The sequence below is a fragment of the Actinomadura sp. 21ATH genome, from assembly GCF_041951345.1.
In the GTDB taxonomy this organism is placed as follows: Bacteria; Actinomycetota; Actinomycetes; order Streptosporangiales; family Streptosporangiaceae; genus Spirillospora.
In genome coordinates, this window is record NZ_JBGNUR010000001.1 from 230,105 (window position 1) to 245,298 (window position 15,194).

Annotated in this window: 16 protein-coding genes; 10 read left to right on the plus strand and 6 right to left on the minus strand. The window is 73.0% G+C overall.

Annotation, left to right across the window (positions count from 1 at the left end):
* Nucleotides 1-3: 3 nt before the first annotated feature.
* The 4 genes from ACA361_RS01065 to ACA361_RS01080 form a co-directional block, all read right to left on the minus strand.
* Entirely contained in the window at nucleotides 4-1,332 is a 1,329-nt protein-coding gene (locus ACA361_RS01065) for a S8 family serine peptidase (protein WP_375009824.1), read from the minus strand.
* 1 nt (nucleotide 1,333) lies between these two features.
* A complete protein-coding gene (locus ACA361_RS01070; RefSeq protein ID WP_375009825.1) occupies nucleotides 1,334-2,158 on the minus strand; it encodes a hypothetical protein in 825 nt (274 codons plus the stop codon).
* Nucleotides 2,159-2,275: 117 nt separating this feature from the next.
* Entirely contained in the window at nucleotides 2,276-2,470 is a 195-nt protein-coding gene (locus ACA361_RS01075; protein WP_375009826.1) for a CsbD family protein, read from the minus strand.
* A gap of 101 nt (nucleotides 2,471-2,571) precedes the next feature.
* Entirely contained in the window at nucleotides 2,572-2,760 is a 189-nt protein-coding gene (locus tag ACA361_RS01080; protein ID WP_375009827.1) for a hypothetical protein, read from the minus strand.
* A gap of 210 nt (nucleotides 2,761-2,970) precedes the next feature.
* On the opposite strand from ACA361_RS01080, the gene moeZ reads away from it, so the two are divergent.
* Complete coding sequence (gene moeZ / locus ACA361_RS01085) at nucleotides 2,971-4,152, plus strand: adenylyltransferase/sulfurtransferase MoeZ (protein WP_375009828.1); 1,182 nt, start codon at nucleotides 2,971-2,973, stop codon at nucleotides 4,150-4,152.
* 10 nt (nucleotides 4,153-4,162) lie between these two features.
* Here the strand turns inward: moeZ and ACA361_RS01090 are convergent, their stop codons facing one another.
* Complete coding sequence (locus tag ACA361_RS01090; RefSeq protein WP_375009829.1) at nucleotides 4,163-4,918, minus strand: TetR/AcrR family transcriptional regulator; 756 nt, start codon at nucleotides 4,916-4,918, stop codon at nucleotides 4,163-4,165.
* Nucleotides 4,919-5,164: 246 nt separating this feature from the next.
* Between ACA361_RS01090 and ACA361_RS01095 the strand changes: the two genes are divergently transcribed.
* From ACA361_RS01095 to ACA361_RS01105, 3 genes are all read left to right on the plus strand, one after another.
* On the plus strand, nucleotides 5,165-7,348 hold the full coding sequence (locus ACA361_RS01095) for an MMPL family transporter (RefSeq protein ID WP_375009830.1): 2,184 nt from the start codon (nucleotides 5,165-5,167) through the stop codon (nucleotides 7,346-7,348).
* 43 nt (nucleotides 7,349-7,391) lie between these two features.
* Nucleotides 7,392-8,153: an SGNH/GDSL hydrolase family protein gene (locus tag ACA361_RS01100; protein ID WP_375009831.1), complete on the plus strand. Its 762-nt coding sequence runs from the start codon at nucleotides 7,392-7,394 to the stop codon at nucleotides 8,151-8,153.
* 63 nt (nucleotides 8,154-8,216) lie between these two features.
* Nucleotides 8,217-8,741: a hypothetical protein gene (locus ACA361_RS01105; RefSeq protein WP_375009832.1), complete on the plus strand. Its 525-nt coding sequence runs from the start codon at nucleotides 8,217-8,219 to the stop codon at nucleotides 8,739-8,741.
* Between the two features lie 231 nt (nucleotides 8,742-8,972).
* Here ACA361_RS01105 and ACA361_RS01110 read toward each other — a convergent pair whose 3' ends face one another.
* Complete coding sequence (locus tag ACA361_RS01110; RefSeq protein ID WP_375009833.1) at nucleotides 8,973-9,839, minus strand: Ku protein; 867 nt, start codon at nucleotides 9,837-9,839, stop codon at nucleotides 8,973-8,975.
* Between the two features lie 116 nt (nucleotides 9,840-9,955).
* Here ACA361_RS01110 and ligD (ACA361_RS01115) point away from each other — a divergent pair, with 116 nt between their 5' ends.
* The 6 genes from ligD (ACA361_RS01115) to ACA361_RS01140 all read left to right on the plus strand — a co-directional run bounded on the left by ligD (ACA361_RS01115) (nucleotide 9,956) and on the right by ACA361_RS01140 (nucleotide 15,151).
* On the plus strand, nucleotides 9,956-10,930 hold the full coding sequence (gene ligD, locus ACA361_RS01115) for a non-homologous end-joining DNA ligase (RefSeq protein WP_375009834.1): 975 nt from the start codon (nucleotides 9,956-9,958) through the stop codon (nucleotides 10,928-10,930).
* Nucleotides 10,931-10,957: 27 nt separating this feature from the next.
* Nucleotides 10,958-11,857, plus strand: coding sequence for a non-homologous end-joining DNA ligase (gene ligD / locus ACA361_RS01120; RefSeq protein WP_375009835.1), 900 nt, complete (start codon nucleotides 10,958-10,960; stop codon nucleotides 11,855-11,857).
* A gap of 79 nt (nucleotides 11,858-11,936) precedes the next feature.
* Complete coding sequence (locus ACA361_RS01125; RefSeq protein WP_375009836.1) at nucleotides 11,937-13,577, plus strand: FAD-dependent oxidoreductase; 1,641 nt, start codon at nucleotides 11,937-11,939, stop codon at nucleotides 13,575-13,577.
* A gap of 146 nt (nucleotides 13,578-13,723) precedes the next feature.
* Entirely contained in the window at nucleotides 13,724-14,344 is a 621-nt protein-coding gene (locus ACA361_RS01130; protein WP_366620732.1) for a TetR/AcrR family transcriptional regulator, read from the plus strand.
* 156 nt (nucleotides 14,345-14,500) lie between these two features.
* Nucleotides 14,501-14,737, plus strand: coding sequence for a DUF3107 domain-containing protein (locus ACA361_RS01135; protein WP_375009837.1), 237 nt, complete (start codon nucleotides 14,501-14,503; stop codon nucleotides 14,735-14,737).
* A 129-nt stretch (nucleotides 14,738-14,866) separates the two neighbouring features.
* On the plus strand, nucleotides 14,867-15,151 hold the full coding sequence (locus tag ACA361_RS01140) for a GlsB/YeaQ/YmgE family stress response membrane protein (RefSeq protein WP_375009838.1): 285 nt from the start codon (nucleotides 14,867-14,869) through the stop codon (nucleotides 15,149-15,151).
* Nucleotides 15,152-15,194: the final 43 nt, after the last annotated feature.

Consider the following 15,194-nt stretch of genomic DNA (forward strand, 5'->3'; position numbering starts at 1 on the left):
CGGTCAGTACGGCCCGCGCGGTGGCCGCCAGGGGTCCGGGGCGGGGCCGGCGGCGGGCGGGACGGGGCCGGGCGGGCCGGCGGTGGCGGGCGGGACGGGGCCCGCCGGCGCGAGCGCGGGCCCGGCGCGGCGCTTCGGGTTGCGGCGGTGCAGGGTGATCGTGATGATCAGCGCGATCACGGCGCCGGCGACGCCCGCGGTGGTGACGACGATGATGATCCCGTTCACCCAGGCGGGCCGCGGGATGACGCTGACCGGGCCCGGGTCCTCGGCGCCGAAGCGCTGCCGGGCGGGCTTGCCGGAGGCGCCGGCGCGGGGCTTGGTGAGGCCGTCGGCCGCGGCGAGCGCGCGGGCGGCGTTGACCTCGCCGTAGCCGACCTCGGCGTCGTAGGTGCTGCCCGGGCTGTGCCGGGTGCCCTGGATCAGCGCCTGCGCGACCAGCGTCGGCGGCATCTTGGGATGGCGGGCCCGGATCAGCGCGGCGATGCCGGAGACGAGGGCGGTGGAGTCGCTGGTGCCGTTGGTCAGGAGGTAGTCGTCGCCGGGGGCGGCGACGGGCACGCCCGCGCCGGGGGCGGACACCAGCACCGAGTAGTTGGTGTTGGAGAACGCGGCGCGCCGGTGCTCGTCGTCGGTCGCGGCGACCGCGATGACGCCGGGATAGGACGCCGGGTACGAGTACGGCGCGAAGCCGTCGTCGTCCAGCCGGGACCGCTTGTCGCCGTCGTTGCCGGCCGCCGCGACGACCACGACGCCCTTGCCGATGGCGTACCCGATGGCGTCGCGCTCCTCCGGGTTCTCGTCGTACTTGCCGAGGGAGAGGTTGATGACGTCGGCGCCGCGGTCGGCGGCGTACCGGATGCCGCGCGCCACCGCGCCCTCGGCGCGTTCGGAGGAGCGGAAGAGCGCGAAGCTGGGGTCCTCGGGCTCGGCGAGGGAGCGGATCGAGAGGATGCGCGCCTCGGGCGCGACGCCGATGACGCCGTCGCGGCGGCCGGGGCCGTGCCCGTGCCCGGCGATCAGCGACGCCATCCCGGTGCCGTGCAGCCGGGTCGGCCGGGTGCGGCCGTCGATGGCCGCCAGCATGTTGGGGCCGGTCGTGACCGAGCCCTTCAGGTCGGCCTGGTCCGCGTCCACGCCGGAGTCGACCACGGCCACGGTCACGCCCCGGCCGCGGGTGGTCTTCCAGGCGTTCTCCAGGTCCAGCGTACGGATCAGGGGCCGCTGCCGGTCGCGGACCTCGTCGGCCCCGGCCGGGGCGGCGGGCACCAGCACGGCGGCCAGCGCCAGCGCGGCCGCGGCGCCCCCGGCCGCCTTGCGCAGTAGGGGCACCTCAGCACCGCCATTCACGGCTGGAGCAGTCCGGCAGGGACTGCGTCGAGAGCGGCCTGGCGATCCCGCGCGCCACCTGCGGCGCCATCAGGAACGGCCGGGCGGGATGCTTCTTGGTGGTCACCTCGGCCGGGCGGCCGTCGGCGTACCCGGCGGTGGTGAGCATGACGTACGGCCCGCCGCGGTCGGTGCCGCGCTCCTGCCGCGCGGCGTCGGTGAACCGGGCCGCGGCCGTGCCCGGGAACGCGGCGGCGCGGACCGCGGGCCGGACCCCGCCGGAACGGTCCGGGTCCGCGTTCGGGGGCAGCTCGCGGAACGCCTTGTCGGCCTTCCACTGGTCCGGGAACGCGGCCACGCCGACCGTCACCACGACGCCCTGGAGCTGGTCGGTGTACGTGGCGCGCAGCACGCCGCGGCAGCCGTGCCGGCGCAGGACCGGCGCGTACTCCTGGTCGACGGCGGTGTCGCAGGCGGTCTGCGGCGCGATGCCCACGCGGGTGGCGAACTCGCTCTCGCCGCCGCCGCGGCTGTAGGCGACCCGCTCGGGGAAGATCCGGCCGGCCGGCCACACCTGCCAGCGGCGCGCCACCTCGGCGAGCGCGGCCTGCTGGAGTTCGGCGTTCGTCGGCTCGCGGTTCATCAGCGCCCACGAGCCGGTGAGCGCGACCCCGCTGGTCATCAGGTAGCAGCCGGCGAGGGCGGCGGCGACGGCCATCCACTGGCGCGCGCGCAGCCCGAGGACGGTCGCGGGCGCGGGGGCCGGCGGGCCGCTCGCCGAAGGGGCCGGCGGGCCCGACGGGGCCGGCGGCACGGGGGGAGGAGGCATGAACGCCACAACCGCACAGATTAGCCGTGCTTTGCCCCGTTCCGCCCTAACGTCAGGGTGATCTGTAAAGAAGGCCCCTCCGGAGAGGGGCCCTCATCGCGTACCGTTCGCGGACGATCACCGCTCGGTGCTGCGGCGCACCTCCCGGGCGGCGTCCTTGGCCTTCTCGCCGACCTGCTTGGCCCCGCCGGACATGCGGTCCTTGCGGCCCTCGGCCTCCAGGTACGGGTCCCGGGACTCGCGGCCCGCGTCCTGCTTCGCGCGCCCCTTGGCCTGCTGGGTCTTGTTCTTCAGCTTGTCGAGCAAACCCATGGGAACCTCCATCTCTCTGGTCGTCCCCTGGTCGGCGCCGGGTTTCCGGCGCTCGTCCTCCGCCTGCCCGCCATCGCGCGACTTATGCGGCGCGGCCCGCCCTAGGGGGTGTGGCGTCCGCCATGCCGGTACCGCGCGGCCTCGCGGTGGATCAGGGCCTCGGTCTCCATGAGCTTCGCCTCGGCCCGTTCGGTCCGCATCCGCGCGTGCATCTCGCGGAAGGTGGGGGTACGGCGCCCCGCCCGCCCCGTCCCGCGGCCCCGCCGCCGGAAGCGCTCCATCAGTCCCATGTTCCCGCTCCTTCCCTGGGGGTTCGCGGCCGACGGATGCCCGTTCGGGGGGCGTTCATGCGCTCGCACGTGCTGACGTGCGGCTTTCGCGGGGCGGGGCATTCGGGGAATGCGGTGCGACATGGCAAGGTTGTGCGGTGAAGGGATGAACGCGGCCGATGGCGTCCGCCCCCGTAACCCCAGCCGAGCGTCAGCACAGGAGCACTCACCGTGTCGTTGCCACCTCTGGTCGAGCCCGCAGCGGAGCTCACCCACGACGAGGTCAATCGTTACTCGCGGCATCTGATCATCCCCGACGTCGGGATGGCCGGGCAGAAGCGGCTCAAGAACGCCAAGGTCCTGTGCGTCGGCGCGGGCGGCCTCGGCTCGCCCGCCCTGATGTACCTGGCCGCGGCGGGCGTGGGCACGCTCGGCCTGATCGACTTCGATGTGGTGGACGAGTCCAACCTGCAGCGCCAGGTCATCCACCGGCAGTCGTCGCTCGGCAAGCCGAAGGTGGAGTCGGCGGCCGAGACCGTCCGTGAGATCAACCCGCTGATCGACGTCGTGGTGCACAACACGATGCTCGACCGCGACAACATCATGGACATCTTCTCCCAGTACGACCTGATCCTGGACGGCACCGACAACTTCGCCACCCGGTACATGGTGAACGACGCGGCGGTGCTGCTCGGCAAGCCGTACGTGTGGGGCTCGATCTACCGGTTCGACGGCCAGGCCTCGGTGTTCTGGGCCGAGCACGGCCCCTGCTACCGCTGCCTCTACCCGGAGCCCCCGCCGCCCGGGATGGTGCCGTCCTGCGCCGAGGGCGGCGTGCTCGGCGTGCTGTGCGCCTCGATCGGCTCCATCCAGACCACCGAGGCGATCAAGCTGCTGACCGGGATCGGCGAGCCGCTGGTCGGCCGGCTGATGATCTACGACGCGCTGGAGATGACGTACCGGCAGGTCAAGGTCCGCAAGGACCCCGAGTGCCCGCTGTGCGGCAAGAACCCGACGCAGACCGAGCTGCTGGAGGACTACGAGGCGTTCTGCGGCGCGGTGTCGGAGGAGGCCGCCGACGCGGTGAAGGACTCCACCATCACCGCCACCGACCTGAAGGCCATGCAGGACCGCGGCGACGACATCTTCCTGGTGGACGTGCGCGAGCCCAACGAGTACGAGATCGTCTCGATCCCGGGCGCCACGCTGATCCCCAAGGGCGACATCCTGGACGGCAGCGCGCTGGAGCGGCTGCCCCAGGACAAGAAGATCGTCCTGCACTGCAAGTCGGGCGTGCGCAGCGCCGAGGCCCTGGCGGTCGTGAAGAACGCCGGGTTCTCCGACGCCGTCCACGTCGGCGGCGGCGTGCTGGCCTGGGTCAAGCAGATCGACCCGAGCCTCCCGTCCTACTGAGCCGCTCCCGCTAGGGTTCTCCGCCCCCGGTCTCGTCCCGCGCGTACGAGGCCGGGGGCTCGTACTCCAGGCCGAGCACCGGCGCCAGCTCGGTCAGCATCAGCTCGAACATCGGCTCGGGGTCGTCCAGCGCGAAGTCCAGGTGCCCGAAGACCTCCAGGCTGACCGCGCCCTGGAGGCGCACCCAGCACTGCAGGAACACCTGGATGACCCCCAGCGGCAGGTCCGCGCCCGCCAGGCCCAGGTCGCGGTAGCGGCGCAGCTGCTCGCGCAGCCGCGGCTCGATGTCCTCGTCGGGGAGGACGTCGAACGGGCACTTCCCCCACAGTTCGAGGAACAGCGTCAGGAACGTCATGCCGAAGCGGCGGGCGTTCTCCTCGGCGAAGTCGGCCTGCTCGCGCTGGTCGCCGACGCCGGGCATCGGGGCGCCGAACAGCAGCCCGTACTCCGGCCGGTGCGTGAACGCCCAGCGCCGGAACGTCCGGGCCGCCGCCAGGAACTTGCCGTTCATATCGTTTTCGGGCACCTCGTGCAGCCCGGCCTTCAGCGCGGCCGTGAGGTCGGCGAAGATGTCGCCGACGACGTGCCGCAGCAGCTCCTGGTGGCTGCCGAAGTAGCGGTACAGGGCCGGCGCCGTCATCCCCATCTCGCGGGCGATGGCGCGCAGCGTCACCGCCTCGGGCCCCTGCTCGACGAGGATCCGCCGGGCGGTCTGGGTGATCTCCTGGACGGTCGCCTCGCGGAGCCGGTCGCGCCGTGACTTCACCGGCCGCCCTCTGCTTCCCGTCTCATCCCCGTCCCGTCCCCGTCTCATCCCCGCCGCATCTCCGCCTCACCTGCGTCTCACCTGCGCCCTCCCGTCACGCGCCCCGGGCCGCCATCGGCCGTTCCCGAATGATTCCCCATTCACGGCGTTGACTAAAGCTAATGCCGTATGCAAAGTTAACACCGTTCGCAAGTAAACGGCGTTCACTGACGTGACGCCATGTAGCGCAGGTGGGGAGCACAGGGCATGTTCGAGAGATGGGGAAGATGGACGTACCGGCGCCGGCGGCCCGTCCTCGCCGCCGCGCTGGTCGCGATGGTCGCCGCCGCCGTCTGGGGAACGGGCGTCTTCGGCGCGCTCGACCCGTCCGGCGGGTTCGACACCCCCGGCAGCGGCAGCGCGCGGGCCGCCGCGGTCGCCGAGCGCGAGCTGGGCCGCGACGCCGCCGACGTGGTCGTCCTGTACGACGCGCCCGGCGGCCGCACGGTCGACGACCCGGCCTACCGGACCGCCGTCGAGACCGCCCTCGCCGCGCTGCCGAAGGACAGGGTCGCCGCGGTGACGACGTACTGGAGCAGCCGGTCGCCGCAGCTGGTGAGCGCCGACCGCACCGAGACGTACGCCGCGCTCCGCCTTGCCGGGGACGAGGCGGCGCGGGCCGGCGCGTACGAGGCGATCCGCGGTGACCTGGCCGAGGTCGGCGGCGGGCTCACCGCCAAGGTCGGCGGGCAGCTCCCCACCGAGACCGCGATCAACGACCGGGTCACCTCCGACATCGGCCGCGCCGAGGGGATGGCGCTGCCGGTCCTGGTCGTGCTGCTGCTGATCATCTTCGGCGGGGTGGTGGCGGCGAGCCTGCCGCTGCTGGTCGGCGGGGTCGCGATCCTCGGCTCGTTCACCGCGCTGCACCTGCTCACGTACGTGACCGACGTGTCGATCTTCGCGATCAACATCACCACGTTCCTCGGGCTCGGGCTGGCGATCGACTACGGGCTGTTCATGGTGAGCCGCTTCCGCGAGGAGCTGCGCCGCACCCCGTCCACCGAGGACGCGCTCGCCGCCACCATGGCCACCGCCGGCCGCACCGTCGCGGTCTCCGGGATCACCGTCGCGGTGTCCCTGGCCGGGCTGCTGCTGTTCGACCAGAAGTTCCTGCTGTCCATGGGGTACGGCGGGATCGCCACCGTCTTCGTCTGCATGCTCGGCGCGCTGACCCTGCTGCCCGCGCTGCTCGGCGTGCTCGGCACCCGCGTCGACGCGCTCCGCGTCCGCCGCCGCCGGCCCGCCACCGGGGGCCGGACCGGCGCCGGCGGCGGCGAGGGCGGCTGGTGGTACCGGCTGGCGCACAGCGTGATGCGCCGCCCCGTCGTCTACGCCGTCGCGACGATCGCGCTGCTGCTCGCGCTCGGCACCCCGTTCCTGCGCGCCGACTGGGGCGGCACGGACGCCAGGGCGCTGCCCGAGGGCAACGAGCAGCGGGTCGTGGCCGAGGCCCTGGAGTCGCGGTTCCCCCGCAACGCCACCAGCCCGATCACCGTGGTCGCCGACGGCACCGCCGACCAGGCCCGGATCGCCGAGTTCACCCGGCGGCTCGGCGCCGTCCCGGGCGTCACGGGCGTCGCGCCCACCGGCGCGAAGGGCGACACCGTCCGGCTCGCGCTCCTGTACGAGGCCGAGCCCAACTCCGACGCCGCCCGCGAGCTGGTCCGCGACGTCCGGGACGTCGCGCCGCCGCCCGGCGCCGAGGTGTACGTCGGCGGCGCCACCGCCGAGGTCGTCGACCAGCTCGACAGCATGTCGGCGACGCTGCCGTGGCTCGCCCTGCTGGTCGGGGCCGCGACGTTCGTGCTGCTCTTCCTGGCGTTCGGGTCGATCCTGCTGCCGCTCAAGGCCATCGTGATGAACCTGCTGTCGCTGTCGGCCACGTTCGGCGCGATCGTGCTGATCTTCCAGGACGGCGGCCTGTCCGGCGCGCTGGCCTTCACCCCGACCGGCTCGATCGACCCGTCGATGCCGATCCTGATGCTGGCCATGCTGTTCGGGATCTCGATGGACTACGAGGTGTTCCTGCTGTCCCGCGTCCGCGAGCAGTACGACCTCACCGGCGACAACACCGCCGCCGTCGCGACCGGGCTCCAGCGCACCGGCGGCATCATCACCAGCGCCGCGCTGCTGTTCGTGGTCGTGATCGGGGCGTTCGCCACCTCCGGGATCACGTTCATCAAGCTGGTCGGCGTCGGCATGGTGATCGCCATCGTGGTGGACGCGACGGTGGTGCGGGCGCTGCTCGTCCCGGCGACCATGCGGCTGCTGGGCCGCGCCAACTGGTGGGCGCCCGGCCCGCTCGCCCGCTTCCACCGCCGGTACGGCATCCGCGAGAGCGACGCCCCGGCGGTGGAGCGGCGCCCCCTGGAGCCCGCCGGCACCTGAACCCGGTACGGAGCTCTTACCGCAGGTCAATAGCATGGTGGTCATGGCATGGACGCGATATGCAGCGATCGGCGACTCCTTCACCGAAGGGATCGGGGACCCCTATCCGGACGGCGGCTGGCGCGGCTGGGCCGACCGGGTCGCCGAAACGCTGAGCGCCCGTACCGGCGGCTTCACCTACGCCAACCTGGCGATCCGCGGCCGGCTGCTGGAGGCGATCATCGACGGGCAGCTGCCGGCCGCGCTGGCGCTGGAGCCCGACCTGGTGTCGATCTCCGGCGGCGGCAACGACCTGCTGCGCCCCGGCACGGACGTGGACGCGCTCGCCGACCGCATGGACGGCGCGGTCGAGCGGCTGCGCGCGGCGGGCGCCGACGTGGTGCTGTTCACCGGCGTGGACCCGGTCGGCTCCGCGGTGATCCGCCGCACCCGCGGCCGGGTCGCGGTCTACAACGAGCACCTGCGCGCCATCGCCGCCCGCCGCGGCGCGTACGTGGTGGACCAGTGGGCGATGGACGTGCTGAAGGACTGGCGGATGTGGGGCGTCGACCGCCTGCACATGTCGCCCGAGGGGCACCGCCGGGTCGCGCTGGCGATGCTGGAGGCGCTGGGCGTCCCCGAGCTGGAGGACTGGCGGGCACCGGAGCTGGAGCCGCTGCCGGAGCTCAGCCGGGGCGCGCGGCTGCTGTTCGACGTGCGGTGGGCGCGCGGGCATCTGGCGCCCTGGATCGGCCGCCGTCTCCGCGGCCGGTCTTCGGGAGATGAAATCTCGGCGAAGCGGCCGTCTCTCTCGCCGTTCGAGTGACGCTCCGGACACGCTCCGCAGGCATGATCGTTCCGTCCGTCAACCGACGAGAGGAACCATCGAATGCCCACGATCAGACGTGCGGCCGTCGCCTTCGCCGCGACCGGGGTCGCGCTCGGCGTCCTCGCCGCCCCGGCCGCGGCCTGCCCTGAACCGCACGGGCTCAAGGCCAAGGGGCCGACCCACGCCTACGCCAAGAAGTACAAGAAGGCGCGGACGGCCGTGCACGTCAAGAACGAGCGCGGCAAGACCACCGTCCGGTTCACGGTGACGCGGATGCCGAAGTCGGCCAAGGGCAGGACCTTCGGCGTCCACGTCCACCGCAACAAGTGCGGCCTCAAGCCGGCCGACGCGGGCCCGCACTACCAGAACCCCAACGCCAGGCCCGGCACTCCGCTGCGCGGCAAGGAGATCTGGCTGGACGTGAAGGTCGACCGCAAGGGCCGCGGGACGTCCACGGCCGTCGTGCCCTGGAAGATCGAGAAGGGGACCGCCAGGTCGGTCGTCCTGCACTCCATGCCGACGGACCGCAAGACGGGCGAAGCGGGCGACCGCCTCCTCTGCACCACGGTCCCGTTCGGCTCCTGACCGGACGGACCGCACCGGCACGCTACGCGGAAGGCGGCGAGCCAGCGGCGGCTCGCCGCCGCGTTCATCGCGGCCCCGGCCACGGCGCTCGCCTGGCGGCTCGCACCGTGGCCGTGACCGTGCGAACGCGGCATCGCTCCGCGGCCTGCCCGGTGAGGCTCGCCTCCGGCATCGCCTCACCGGGCAGGTAGCGCGGTCGCGCGACGGCTGAGGCGGTTTCGGACCGGAATGCTAAGCGGACCTGCGGCTGCGGGTTTTGGACTCGCTCTTCTTCGACGTCGACTTCGACGGGGCCTTCTTCTTGGCGGCGGGCTTCTTCGCCCCGCGGTCCTTCTTGGCGGCCTCGACGCTGGCGCGCAGCGCGCTCAGCAGGTCGGCGGCCGGCTCCTCCTCGCCCTCCGGCTCCGGCCGGGTGACCTCGCGGCCCTCGATCTTGGCGTCGATCACCGACTGGAGCGCCTCCCGGTAGGCGTCCTTGTACTCCGACGGCTCGAAGTCGCCCTGCATGCTCTCGATCAGCGAGGTGGCCATGGTGAGCTCCTGCTTGCGGACCTCGATGTCCTCCTCCAGGAACGGGAAGTCGGGGGCGCGCACCTCGTCCGGCCACAGCATCGTCTCCAGGACGAACACGCCCTCGCGCACCCGCAGGGTCGCCAGCGACTCGCGCTGGCGCAGCGCCACCTTCACGATGGCGACCTGGTCGGACTTCTCCAGCGCGTCGCGCAGCAGCACGTACGGCTTGGCGCCTTGGGCGTCCGGCTCCAGGTAGTACGACTTCGCGAAGTAGATCGGGTCCACCTCCTCCTGCTCGACGAACTGGAGCACGTCGATGCGGCGGCTGGTGGACAGCGGAAGGTCGGCGAAGTCCTCGTCGGTGAGCACGACCATCTCGCCGCTGGGCAGCTCGTAGCCCTTGGCGATGTCGGCGTACGGGACCTCCTCGCCGTCCACCGAGCAGACCCGCTTGTACTTGATGCGGCCGCCGTCCTCCCGGTGGACCTGGTGGAAGGAGACGTCCCGCTGCTCGGTCGCGGAGTAGACCTTGACCGGGATCGTCACCAGGCCGAAGGAGATCGCGCCCTTCCAGATACTGCGCATGATCCGTCCTTACCCCGGCGCCTGTGCCCCTTAGCGTCGCAAGCGGGAGCGTTTTACTCCAGAAAGACGCTCTTGATCCTTTTTTCTCCGCGCGATGGCGGGGGTAAGACGCGATTATGACCATGCCGTGGCCCGTACGCCCCATGATGGCCGCCACCGGAGACCTCCCCGACGACACCGGGCGCTGGGGACTGGAGCTCAAGTGGGACGGCGTCCGCGTGATCGCCTACGTGTCGGCCGACGGGGTGCGCGCCAGCGGGCGCCGCGTCACCGAGCTGGCCGGCCGCTACCCCGAGCTGTCCGGCCTGTCCGACCTGCTGCCGCACCACGACGTGATCCTGGACGGCGAGGTGGTCGCGTTCGAGGACGGCCGCCCGAGCTTCGAGCGGCTCCAGCGCCGGATGCACATCGCCCGCCCCGACCCCCGGCTGATCCGCGAGGTGCCGGTCCGCTACGTGGTGTTCGACATCCTGTACCTGGACGGCGAGCCGCTGCACGACGTCCCGTACACCGACCGGCGGGCGCTGCTGGCGGACCTGGACCTCGCCGGGAACGGACCGGTCGAGGTGCCGCCGTACCTGGACGGCGGCGACGCCGCCCAGGTCGCCGAGCTGATGGAGTTCACCAAGGAGCAGCGGCTCGAGGGCCTGATGGCCAAGCGGCTGGACTCGGTCTACCGGCCGGGCCGCCGGGTCGACTTCTGGCGCAAGGTCAAGAACTTCCTCACCCGCGACGTGGTCGTCTGCGGCTGGAAGCCCGGCAAGGGGCGCCGCGAGGGCGGCGTGGGGTCGCTGCTGCTCGGCGAGTACGACGGCAAGGGCCGGCTGTGCTTCGTCGGCCACGTCGGCACCGGGTTCAGCGACCGGGCGCTGGACGACCTGTACGCGACGCTGTGGCCGCTGCGCCGGCCGACGAGCCCGTACGACGAGCCGGTGCCGCGCGAGTTCGCCCGCGACGCCCAGTGGGTTGAGCCGCGGCTCGTCGGGGAGGTCGCCTACAGCGTACGGACCAGGGACGGCCGGCTGCGCTTCCCGTCATGGCGCGGCCTCCGCGACGACAAGGACCCACTCGAAGTCACCCGTGAGCACTGAGGGGATCCGTGAGTACTGAGGGGACCCGTGAGCACTGAGAAGAAGGGCGTCCGGGTGGACGGCCGCGACCTGACGCTGTCGAACCTCGGCAAGAGCCTGTATCCGGAGTTCACCAAGAGCGAGGTCATCGACTACTACGTGCGGATCGCGCCGGTGCTGCTGCCGCACCTGAAGGACCGTCCCGCGACCCGGATCCGGTGGCCGGACGGCGTCCACGGCGGGCGGTTCTTCGAGAAGAACGCGCCGTCGTACACCCCCGACTGGATCCGCACCGTGCGCGTCCCGACACCCGGCAGCTCCACCGGCCGCGAGCATCTGGACTTCGTCGTGGTGGACGACCTGCCGACGCTGGTGTGGTGCGCCAACCTCGCGGCGCTCGAACTGCACGTCCCGCAGTGGAAGGCGGGGCCCCGCGGCAAGCTGCACAGCCCGGACCTGATGGTGTTCGACCTCGACCCCGGCGAGCCCGCGACGATCGTGGACGCGTGCGAGGTCGCCCGGCTGCTGCGCGACCTGCTGGCCGCGGACGGGCTGGACTCGTACCCGAAGACGAGCGGGAAGAAGGGCCTGCACCTGTACGTGCCGGTCAAGGAGAGCGACCGGACGTCGGAGTACGCGAAGGAGGCGGCGCGGCGGCTGGAGGCCGACCACCCGGACCTGGTGGTCAGCAAGATGGAGAAGCGGCTGCGCAAGGGCAAGGTGCTCGTCGACTGGAGCCAGAACAACCCGGCGAAGACGACCGTGGCCCCGTACTCGCTGCGCGCCGCCGACTCCCCGTCGGTCTCCGCGCCGGTCACCTGGAAGGAGCTGGAGGGCTGCGACGACGCGGCGCGGCTGAGGTTCGGCCCGGACGAGGTGCTGAGCAGGGTGGACGAGCACGGCGACCTCCTCGCGCCGCTGCTGGAGAAGCACGATCGGTCCCTGTAAGTAGTCGAACGACTACATTTCCCGCCCGCTTCCGCCACCATGGGTGATCGACCGGTAGCGGAACGGGAGGGCGGGCACGGTGGGACAGGATCGTCGCTTCGACGTCATGGTGCTGGGCGGGGGCGCGGCGGGCGAGCTGGTGGCCGCGGCGGCGGCGCGCGCGGGACGCTCGGTCGCGGTCGTGGAGGAGCGCCTGGTCGGCGGGCAGCCGCCGTACTTCGCGTGCGTCCCGTCCAAGACGCTGCTGCTCTCGGCGCGGCGCAAGGAGAGCTGGGAGCTGGCCCTCGCGCGCCGCGACGCCGTCGCCCGGCGGCTGGACGACGGCGCGGCCGTGGCGGCGCTGGCCGCGGCCGGAGTGACCGTGCTGCGCGGCCGGGGCCGGATCACCGGGCCGGGAACGGCGGACGTGGGCGGCACGGGGTTCCGGTACGGCGATCTCGTCGTGTGCACCGGCAGCGCGCCCGCCGTCCCGGCGGTCGAGGGGCTCGGCCAGGTGCCCGTCTGGACCAGCGACGCGGCGCTCACCGTGCCCGACCTGCCGCGCCGGCTGGTGGTGCTGGGCGGCGGGCCGGTCGGCTGCGAGCTGGCCCAGGTGTACGCGGCGTTCGGCTCCCAGGTCACGCTGGTCGAGCCGGCCGGGCGGCTGCTGGCCGCGGAGGCGCCGTTCGCCGGTGAGATCCTCGCCGACGCGCTCCGCCGTACCGGGGTGGACCTGCGGCTCGGCGCCGAGGCGGGCAAGGTGGAGCGGGCCGGCGGGCTGCGGCTGTGGCTGTCGGACGGCGGTGTCGTCGACGCCGACCGGATCCTCGTCGCCTGCGGGCGGCGGCCCCGCGTGGAGGGGCTGGGGCTGGAGGCGCTCGGCGTCCCGGTACGCCCCGGCGAGGGCCTGGCGACCGACGCGGCGTGCCGGGTGATCGGGGCGGCGGGGCCGAGGGGGTACGGGGAGACCAGGGAGATCAGAGGGGCCGGCGGGACGGTCTGGGCGGCCGGGGACGTGACCGCGGCCGGCCGCACCGCGCACGCCGCCCGCTACCAGGCCCGCGTCGTCGCCGCCAACCTGCTGGGCGGGCGGCGCGCGGCCGACTACCGCGCGATCCCGCGCGTGGTGCACACCTCGCCCGCCGTCTACGCGGTCGGCCTGTCCCCCATTCGGGCCGCCGAGCGCGGCATAGACCTGGTCACCGCCGGGTACGACCTCGCCGCCACCGCCCGCGCGGCGGTGCGGGCCGACGACCGGGGCCGCGTGGAGCTGTACGCCGACCGTGCCCGCGGCGTGCTCGCCGGCGCCGCCGCGGCCGGGCCGTACGCGGAGGAGTGGATGGGCGAGATCGCGCTGGCCGTGCGCGCGGGGACGCCGCTGAGCGTGCTCACCGACGTCGTGCACGCGTTCCCGACGTACGGGGAGGCGCTGGAGGCGCCGCTGCGGGAGCTGGCCGCGCGCGTCCCTGCTCCGCCGGTGAGCGCCGGCGGCGCCGACCTGGGGAGGATGACGGAGATGAGCGAGATGAATCCGGCCGATCGGGACCCCGCCCCCACCGGGGACGGGCTGAGCGAGGAGGCCCCCGAAGCCGACGCGGCCGAGCAGCGGATCGCGGTCCAGGACGAGGAGGAGCGCACGGGCGACGGAGAGTGGCCGCAGCAGGTACCCTTCGACGCGGACGAGGCCGATGCGGCCGAGCAGGGCCGGGTGGTCGAACTCGACGAGGACGACTACCGCTGACCGGCCGGGCCGCCGCGCGGCCGACTCGTACCGATCCACCTCGGTGTTGTGGTTACCCGCGAGGTTACCGGCGCGTAGGATGAGGTGATCGGTTCCCAGCGGCGGGTACCCCTTTCCGTCGCGTTATTCGGTGATCGGAGAGTGTGGTGACCGCGACCCCGGACGCCCGCCCTCGTGGCACGCGACTGCCGCGACTGGCGCGCCGCAGGCAACTGCTCGGCGCGGCCCAGGAGGTGTTCGTCGCCCAGGGCTATCACGCCGCGGCGATGGACGAGATCGCCGAGCGCGCCGGCGTCAGCAAGCCCGTGCTCTACCAGCACTTCCCGGGCAAGCTGGAGCTGTACCTGGCGCTGCTGGACGAGCACGCCGAGGCCCTCGTGAAGACCGTGCGCGACGCGCTTGAGTCCACTTCGGACAACAAGCTGCGGGTGCAGGCCAGCATGCGGGCCTTCTACGACTTCGTGGCCGGTGACGGCGAGGCGTACCGGCTCGTGTTCGAGTCCGACCTGCGCAACGTGGCGCCGGTGCGGGCCCGGGTCGAGCGGGCCAACCAGCAGTGCGCCGAGATGATCGCCCGGGTGATCGCCGAGGACACCGACGCCCCCAGCGACGAGGCGCACCTGCTCGGCATGGGCCTGGTCGGCATGGCCGAGGTGAGCGCCCGGTACTGGCTGTCCCAGCACCGCGCGATCCCCAAGGACACCGCCGAGAAGATCATCGCCCGGCTCGCGTGGCGGGGCATCTCCGGCTTCCCGATGAACGCCTGACCGTTCCGCGCGCGTTCACCGGCGTACCCGGGCGGCCGGCGGCGTTCACTCGCAGCGAAGGCGCCGGGCGGCGAGCGCGGCGATCTCCGTGCGACCATCGGAGGCGGGACGCCCCGCCGCCGACGGCGGGGGCCGCCGGGACACAGGGAGCATCGCGTGCAGGTTCGCATCGGGGTCCAGTTCGTGCCCAAGGAGCTCGTCGTCGAGACGTCGCAGTCCGCCGACGAGGTGCAGCGCGCGCTGGCCGACGCGCTGGCCGAGGACCGCGGGGTCCTGGTGCTGAAGGACCAGCGCGGCGGCCGGGTGGTCGTTCCGGCCGACCGGGTCGGCTACCTGGAGATCGCCGAGGAGGAGGGCCGCACGGTCGGATTCGGCGGCAGCCAGTACGCCTGACGCCCGCGCCAGGACCCACCGTCTGACCTGCCTCGCGTTTGAATCCGACACAACGGGCATACCGATCGCCGACCACGGGTCGTTGGAAAGAAGGGAAAGCGACCCCCTGGAACGGATGGTGATCGACCAATGCTCGGGACGATCCTCTGGTTCATCGTCGTCGGGGCCGTCGTCGGGGCGCTGGCTCGTCTGATACTCCCCGGCCGCAACCCCATCGGGATCCTGCTGACGATCCTCGTCGGGATCGCCGGCGCGCTGCTCGGCGGCGTGGTGTCCGACGCGCTGGGCGCCGGCACGCTCGTCGCGATCGTCTTCGCCGTCGTCATCGCGGCGATCGGGGTGGCACTGCTCACCTCGTTCAACACCCGCGGCGGCGGGCGGCGGAGCTGGGGCGCCAGGCGGCACACGCACTGACGCCGCCGGGCACACCGCCCGACGTGAAGCCGGACCGGAAGGC

Excerpts from the sequence above, each read along its gene's own strand:
- ACA361_RS01080 (WP_375009827.1), bottom strand. The coding sequence starts at position 2,760 with ATGGGACTGATGGAGCGCTTCCGGCGGCGGGGCCGCGGGACGGGGCGG.
- ACA361_RS01100 (WP_375009831.1), top strand. The coding sequence starts at position 7,392 with ATGGCATGGACGCGATATGCAGCGATCGGCGACTCCTTCACCGAAGGG.
- ACA361_RS01095 (WP_375009830.1), top strand. The coding sequence starts at position 5,165 with ATGTTCGAGAGATGGGGAAGATGGACGTACCGGCGCCGGCGGCCCGTC.
- ligD (WP_375009834.1), top strand. The coding sequence starts at position 9,956 with ATGACCATGCCGTGGCCCGTACGCCCCATGATGGCCGCCACCGGAGAC.
- ACA361_RS01105 (WP_375009832.1), top strand. The coding sequence starts at position 8,217 with ATGCCCACGATCAGACGTGCGGCCGTCGCCTTCGCCGCGACCGGGGTC.
- ACA361_RS01110 (WP_375009833.1), bottom strand. The coding sequence starts at position 9,839 with ATGCGCAGTATCTGGAAGGGCGCGATCTCCTTCGGCCTGGTGACGATC.
- ACA361_RS01075 (WP_375009826.1), bottom strand. The coding sequence starts at position 2,470 with ATGGGTTTGCTCGACAAGCTGAAGAACAAGACCCAGCAGGCCAAGGGG.
- ACA361_RS01070 (WP_375009825.1), bottom strand. The coding sequence starts at position 2,158 with ATGCCTCCTCCCCCCGTGCCGCCGGCCCCGTCGGGCCCGCCGGCCCCT.
- ACA361_RS01140 (WP_375009838.1), top strand. The coding sequence starts at position 14,867 with ATGCTCGGGACGATCCTCTGGTTCATCGTCGTCGGGGCCGTCGTCGGG.